We start from the raw sequence: 1,245 nt of genomic DNA on the forward strand, positions 1-1,245 counted from the left end.
TTAACCTACATCAGCATACACTGATGGGATTAATCATTAGTCAAGTACGTTAGCAACAACACCAGCGCCTACAGTACGGCCGCCTTCACGAATTGCGAAGCGAAGACCTTTGTCCATAGCGATTGGGTGGATAAGCTCTACGCCCATCTCAACGTTATCACCAGGCATTACCATTTCAGTACCGTCTTGTAATTGGATTGCGCCAGTTACGTCAGTGGTACGGAAGTAGAACTGTGGACGATAGCCGTTTAGGAATGGTGTGTGACGACCACCCTCTTCTTTTGACAGTACGTATACTTCTGCGTCAAACTTGGTGTGAGGTGTGATGGTACCTGGCTGAGCTAGTACTTGGCCACGTTGTACGTCTTCACGTTTAGTACCACGTAGTAGTACGCCACAGTTTTCGCCTGCACGACCTTCGTCAAGCAGTTTGCGGAACATTTCTACACCAGTACAGGTGGTTTTTTGAGTGTCACGGATACCAACGATTTCGATCTCGTCACCAACTTTTACGATACCAGATTCAACACGACCTGTTACTACGGTACCACGACCTGAGATTGAGAATACGTCTTCGATTGGCATTAGGAATGCTTTATCAACGTCACGCTCTGGCTCTGGGATGTAAGTGTCTAGTACTTCTAGTAGTTCTACTACGGCTGGTTGGCCATATTTGTCTTCTGAGCCTTTTAGGGCTTCAGTTGCTGAACCTTTGATGATTGGAGTGTCATCACCTGGGAAGTCATAGTCGTTCAATAGTTCACGAACTTCCATTTCTACTAGTTCTAGTAGTTCTTCGTCATCTACCATGTCACATTTGTTCATGAATACGATGATGTATGGTACGCCAACCTGACGTGATAGCAAGATGTGCTCACGAGTTTGTGGCATTGGGCCGTCAGTTGCTGATACAACTAGGATTGCGCCATCCATTTGAGCGGCACCAGTGATCATGTTTTTAACATAATCGGCGTGACCTGGGCAATCAACGTGAGCGTAGTGACGAGTAGCTGTGTCATATTCTACGTGTGAGGTGTTGATGGTGATACCACGTGCTTTTTCTTCTGGTGCTGAGTCAATAGAAGCGTAGTCTTTGGCTTCGCCACCTGATGTGATTGCTGCTACTGTTGCGATTGCAGCTGTTAGTGTTGTTTTACCGTGGTCAACGTGTCCAATGGTACCGACGTTGACGTGTGGCTTGTTGCGTTCAAACTTGGCCTTTGCCATGGGTATTTCCTCTTTTTT

At 46.6% G+C, this 1,245-nt stretch carries 1 protein-coding gene; it reads right to left on the minus strand.

Annotation, left to right across the window (positions count from 1 at the left end; genetic code table 11):
* Window positions 1-36: 36 nt before the first annotated feature.
* The gene (gene tuf, locus EI164_RS16190) at window positions 37-1,227 is read right to left on the minus strand and encodes an elongation factor Tu (RefSeq protein ID WP_192520999.1); all 1,191 of its coding nucleotides are present in this window, start codon (window positions 1,225-1,227) and stop codon (window positions 37-39) included.
* Between the last annotated feature and the right edge of the window lie 18 nt (window positions 1,228-1,245).

The organism is Psychrobacter sp. FME13, from assembly GCF_014861395.1.
In the GTDB taxonomy this organism is placed as follows: Bacteria; Pseudomonadota; Gammaproteobacteria; order Pseudomonadales; family Moraxellaceae; genus Psychrobacter.

Bases quoted from the DNA above. Each gene is read 5' to 3' on its own strand.
- tuf (WP_192520999.1), bottom strand. From the start codon at position 1,227: ATGGCAAAGGCCAAGTTTGAACGCAACAAGCCACACGTCAACGTCGGT.